This window comes from Aquiflexum sp. (genome assembly GCF_977115555.1).
Genome location: NZ_CDSBKL010000289.1, coordinates 1 through 5,385 on the forward strand (window position 1 = coordinate 1; position 5,385 = coordinate 5,385).

The window sequence follows — 5,385 nt, forward strand, 5'->3', positions numbered from 1 at the left end:
GGACAAGATTTTTTAAAACAACCCGTTCAGATTGCCTAGCCTTGTGTGCCTCATTTGCATTGTTTATTTGTAGTGCTATCAAAATTCCGATTACCACAAGGAAAATTTCTCCGATGGCGTATTTGAGGTAACTGCCTACCTTGTTTTGCTGAAGGAGTTTTTGCCGGATTTTTCTGAAGAATTTAAGCATTTATTTTAATGTTTCTTTCTCAATCAATTCAATTAATAGATCTGTATTGTTCAACATATATCTGGATTGGAAAAGCATGCCTTTCCTTTCTTCTGTGATAAATGCCAGTCGGTTGATGAACTCAGTATCTACTTTCAATGATTCAAAATCATTAGGAATAGCACCATGATCACTTGGATACAATCGCTTGACGAAATACTCATGGGCATTATGATTTGACAAACTCTTTCTTTCACCGATATGGAGGCTATGGAAATAAGTCTCATCGTACAGCTCAACAAGGTTTCCTCTAATAGTGTCATTTCTAATTATACCCAACCCTTTAGCCTTGAGATTTTCATAGGCCATTTGCTGAGGAAAAAATGTCACGTAGGTATTTATTCTTCCGAAATATTTTTGAAGTGAATCATTATATGTGGAATACTTATCTTTCAAAAGGTTTAATAATATGTCATTTCTTGCCACAAAAGAGGAATCGAAATGAATCAATCTTCTGATTTTATCCTGATTCTTTATTAAATCAATTCTGAGCGCATTCAATAGCTGTTCTTCCAAATTCAGTTCTTTTCTCTCCTCGTTCCAATTATTGATACTCAGAGCAATCAAAATCCCAATTACCACCAATAAGATTTCTCCGATGGCGTATTTGAGGTAACTGCCTACCTTGTTTTGCTGAAGGAGTTTCTGCCGGATTTTTCTAAAGAATTTGATCATAGGGTATCATTTTTGTTTAGCAGTGTATCGATTCTTGCAAGTGAGCACTGTGTGGAAATCACCATTTCTTCCAAGTTGCTGATCAAATCTTTAGCATTGAGGAGGCAAAGAGAAAAACCATTTTTAAAAGCTGGATCGTTTAGCAATACTTTAATGACATCCGCATTTCTTGTATTTTTCGCAGCTTGCTCAACTCCACCCAATATGGCCATATAATCTTTGTAGGCTTGCCCCACATCCCCGGTTCGGAAGAATGGACCATAGAGGTATTCTTGGTAGTCATAGCGCATATGCTCCTGATCACCGTCGATTTTGTCATAGCTGAGTTCCATGCGCAGCAGTTCATTTTTCAAACTGTCATCCGATAGGATGCCAAGGCTCCCCGAACTGATCATTTCCCTGAGAGTGCTGTTATTTCGAATAAATGGATCCCAATACAACACTTCCATGGTGTGGAAATTTACAGAATCCGTATTGGTAATAGGCGCACCTTCAAAATAGCTGATCATCACCTCGGCTGATCTTCCGGCCCTGCTGTAGCGGTCGATGCTACGTTGCAGTTCATCTAGGTTGAGTAACAGGTCTGACCGCAAACCGTGGAGAAAAGCCGTCTCTCGTGATTTGGTTTGCTGTGCTTCCCGGTAGTTATTCACCTGCAAGGCAATCAGAATTCCGATTACGACCAATAAAATTTCCCCAAGCGCATAGGCAAGGTATCGGGTCACCCTATTTTCGGCGAGGAGTTTTTGGCGGATTTTTTTAAAGAAGGAGATCAATTTTTATTGAGATAGGAGGTGATAACTTTCTTTAGATTTTCATTTTTTTCAACAACTCTTTCGGCGTTGATCCTCATGATTCTCAGCTTTACTCCAGATTCAAAAAGTACCTGCCTGAGCTCTTCATTTTTGAATTCTTCAATAAATCTTTCATCGTTGATTAAATCAAATTTACTTCTTTCAGTTTCAATTTGATTGCCATAATTTTGAAGTTTTTTTTCTGCAAGGAACGGTCTTACCATAACTTCGATAATTTCATTATGATTGAGTATGGTATACTCCAGCCAATCAATAGCCAAATAATGATCCAAAAGAACTTTCCTCAACTCTTGGTCTTTTACTTCATTAGGAAGATTGGGATTATTTTTTTTTGTGATTAAAATATTTGGTTCCGAGGCCCGAATCAAGTCGAGATTCCCAACAGCTTGGCTCGTTAGCTTATTTTCCGAAAGTAGAATAAGATTTTGGTGGACATCGATTATTTTTTTGGTCCTGGAGAGGATGCTATCTAAGCTCAAGGAATCCGCTTTGATATTTTCCAAGGCGAATATTAAAAGTTCCCGTTCTCTTGCTTTTTCTTTTCGCCCTTCATTCCAATTATTTACCTGGAGCGCAATCAAAATCCCGATCACCACCAATAAGATTTCACCAAAAGCGTACACTAGATAGCGGGTGACCCGGTTTTGGGAGAGGAGTTTTTGGCGGATTTTACGGAAGAAGGAGATCATTATTATAGCGTTTTTAGGTAAGCGTTGAGCTCTTGTATAAGGTCTTCCTCACTTTTAAGCATTCGTTGGAGAAAGTTGATATGTACACGGTGTGAGCGTCCTATATTCTTTGTTTCGAATTCAAATTCTTTGGAATTCAAGATCTTGCCCAGAATCTGCTCAAATTCCTTCTCGCTTACTTTTAGGTTGATTTCGTTGAATTTATTAGCATCGACCCAACCTTCTGCTTCCTGATCTATTATTTCCAGGAGCATATTTAAGTTAATTGCATCAATTCCAAGAGGTAAATAGCCTTTCCACATTCGATCAGTATATTCATCAAACCACTCGAAAGGGATGTTCCTGTAATAACTTCTAATTTCATTGAACAGCGCCTTATTTTGAATGACATTTGCATTGCCTGAGCTGATCAGATCTTCAAAGGTGGCATTGTTAATTTTTGGTCTGTTGGTTCGGCCAATCATTTGAATACCCACCACAAAACGAGATGTATCTTCAAATACAGGTTTATCAGAAGTAATCATATCGTAGATATACATGGTCACCTCCAACCTCAATTGGGTATCCTTTTTTTCTTGAACTATTTGCGCCCTATCTTTGGCTAAGTCCTCGATTAACCGGGTGATATACTCTTTTTCCAAGGTTTTGGCTTTGTTATGTTCATTCCAGTTGTTCAGGGCAAAAGCACCCAAAATTCCGATAGTAATGACCAGGATTTCCAGGATGTACTCCGGCCATTTTTCTTTGAGGATGAAGAAGATTCGTTTCATCGGGAGTTTATTTAAAGGTTGGGATGGCTTAAATAATTATGGATTTCCTCTTTCAGGATGCGTGAAGCCGTCAATAACTTGATCCTATCTCTGCGCTTGGCCAGGGTAAGGGCTTTGATATAGCCGGCACGGTTTGCAAATCCTTTGGCCTTGGGGCTTTGGATATCTTCATCCAAGAAGCTTAGGAAAGTGGGAATGGGCAAAGCCGGATCCAGATCAGAAGCCCAATGGGTCGGAAAAAAGAGCCGCTCCATTCCATTGATCCCTACCTCATCTGTGATAAAGAGTTCATTTCTCAGTTCCAAAATAGCCGGATTATTCAATTCCTTTTCAGAAGTAACCATGATTTCAATCTGGTTGTAATAGCTTTGCAGCTTGTAGCGTAAGGAATCGGAACGGATCAAATTTGTTCGACCTGATGACTTCAGATCCTCGAAAACAATACTGTTTCCTTCGAAGGAATTGACGACCTGGATTTTAAAAATGGTTTGAATCAAGGTGTTGGGATTGGATTGGTACGTTTTATCTGAAAATGCCCTGACAAGGATGGTGTATCCGTCAAGAAGAAGACTGTCGTCCAAAATAAGCGCTTCCAATTCTGAAATATTTCCTTCCAGGTTTTCCGAAATTCCTTTAAGGTAATTGGCTTCCATCGCCCGGTCCTTCCGGTTTTCGTTCCAGGTATTGATGCTCAAGGCAATCAATATCCCGATGACCACGAGTACAATTTCTCCCAGAGCATAGACCAGGTACCGGGTTACCCGATTTTGAGAGAGGAGTTTTTGGCGGATTTTGCGGAAGAAGGAGATCATTTTCAATGTTTTTCAGATTCAAGATAGCTAATGGTGATACTTAAATTTTCATTTAAACTTTTCATTTTATCCACCAACTGAAAAGAAAAAGAATTGATGGCTGCAACGAGGTTTTTATATTCCTGATCTTCTAAAATAGGGAGTAGGAATTCCAATTCAATTTCTTTTTTATTCAAAAACTGATTATAGACCACCATTGTATTGGTTTTGGTATAATATGGAGCTACTTGATTACTCCAAAGTCTCTCCATATTTGAGATGATGCTCACTATGGAATTGTATTCGTTCTGGACAGTCCGCAGCTGATGAATCAATTCTTCTTTTCCTTGAATACTTTTATCAGAACTGAGTTCACGTTCCAGAATGGGGAGATTAAGGGTGATTTGTGCAAAGCCTGTATATGAAAATACCTTATGTGGCGCTAATCTCAAGGAATCTAAACTGATTTCTCCATCTATGAATTCTTGGGATAACCTGCGATTTTCTCGATTAAAGTGGTAAGCTCGCTCCAGTTCCACATTAGCTTCCTCCAATTCAGCTTTTAAATTCACAATTGTCTCACGGGAAACGGCAAGCTTTTTCCTGTTCTCATTCCAAGTATTAACCTGCAAGGCAATCAGGATTCCGATTACTACCAGAAGAATTTCTCCTACAGCATAAGCTAAATACCGGGTGACCCGGTTCTCGGAAAGGAGTTTTTGGCGGATTTTGCGGAAGAAGGAGATCATTTGTTCTGTTTCGTTCTGTCAATAATCAAGTCCATTGTATTTGCCACTTTTTGAAACTCTGCTTGTGAACCTCCTATAAGGTCTTGTTCTACAAACCCATATAAGATAGCCTGAAGAATTCGTTTCTTTCTTGCAATAAGATTCAGGTATTTATTCAGTTGTTTTTGATCAAAATTCAGGACTGCATCAAAACGCTCCTCTTCATTATAGAGCTTAAAATTATCCAGTGTGAAGGGAATCACATGTGCTGTAGTAAACTCCCTCATTTCCTTTTCTTCTTCCAAATAATCGACCATTAGATCTTTCCAACCAATCAATGCATTTCGAAGATCAACATCCCGGATGAGATCTATAGCCCCGGAATTCACCAAAGACTCGATGCTACTATAGGAAGGGTCAAATGTATAGGATACCCGAGACCAAAGGGAATGGTATCTGAGCGAATCAATGGAGACGGATGTAAAGGGTTGGTTTTCAAGCATCCAATCGCAACTTTTCAAGGATTTACTATGAAGTGCCCTTAATCTCTCGAATTGGGCTTTGTTGTCGGTAAACTCGCTATGAATTTGATTTAGAAAGGCCGCTTCCTTTTTTTTATCCTTTCTGGCTTCATTCCAGTTATTCACTTGAAGTGCCAAAAGGATTCCAACCATGACTAAGGCGATTT

8 protein-coding genes are annotated in these 5,385 nt (G+C 39.1%); all 8 read right to left on the bottom strand.

The features are described 5' to 3' along the window. Window positions 1–190: DUF6090 family protein (locus ACZFYI_RS15050; RefSeq protein WP_462524950.1), on the bottom strand; the 190-nt coding region annotated here is incomplete at its 3' end. Beyond that, window positions 191–904 carry a DUF6090 family protein gene (locus tag ACZFYI_RS15055; RefSeq protein WP_462524951.1) on the bottom strand — a complete coding sequence of 238 codons (714 nt, stop codon included), beginning with the start codon at window positions 902–904 and terminating at the stop codon, window positions 191–193. Beyond that, window positions 901–1,680 carry a DUF6090 family protein gene (locus ACZFYI_RS15060; protein WP_462524952.1) on the bottom strand — a complete coding sequence of 260 codons (780 nt, stop codon included), beginning with the start codon at window positions 1,678–1,680 and terminating at the stop codon, window positions 901–903. The genes ACZFYI_RS15055 and ACZFYI_RS15060 overlap by 4 nt, the downstream gene beginning before the upstream one ends. Then, window positions 1,677–2,408 carry a DUF6090 family protein gene (locus ACZFYI_RS15065; protein ID WP_462524953.1) on the bottom strand — a complete coding sequence of 244 codons (732 nt, stop codon included), beginning with the start codon at window positions 2,406–2,408 and terminating at the stop codon, window positions 1,677–1,679. The genes ACZFYI_RS15060 and ACZFYI_RS15065 overlap by 4 nt, the downstream gene beginning before the upstream one ends. A 2-nt stretch (window positions 2,409–2,410) precedes the next feature. Then, the gene (locus tag ACZFYI_RS15070) at window positions 2,411–3,178 is read right to left on the bottom strand and encodes a DUF6090 family protein (protein ID WP_462524954.1); all 768 of its coding nucleotides are present in this window, start codon (window positions 3,176–3,178) and stop codon (window positions 2,411–2,413) included. 11 nt (window positions 3,179–3,189) lie between these two features. Then, window positions 3,190–3,990 carry a DUF6090 family protein gene (locus ACZFYI_RS15075; protein ID WP_462524955.1) on the bottom strand — a complete coding sequence of 267 codons (801 nt, stop codon included), beginning with the start codon at window positions 3,988–3,990 and terminating at the stop codon, window positions 3,190–3,192. A 2-nt stretch (window positions 3,991–3,992) separates the two neighbouring features. Next, the gene (locus ACZFYI_RS15080) at window positions 3,993–4,718 is read right to left on the bottom strand and encodes a DUF6090 family protein (protein WP_462524956.1); all 726 of its coding nucleotides are present in this window, start codon (window positions 4,716–4,718) and stop codon (window positions 3,993–3,995) included. Further along, window positions 4,715–5,385: DUF6090 family protein (locus ACZFYI_RS15085; protein WP_462524957.1), on the bottom strand; the 671-nt coding region annotated here is incomplete at its 5' end. The genes ACZFYI_RS15085 and ACZFYI_RS15080, both read right to left, overlap by 4 nt.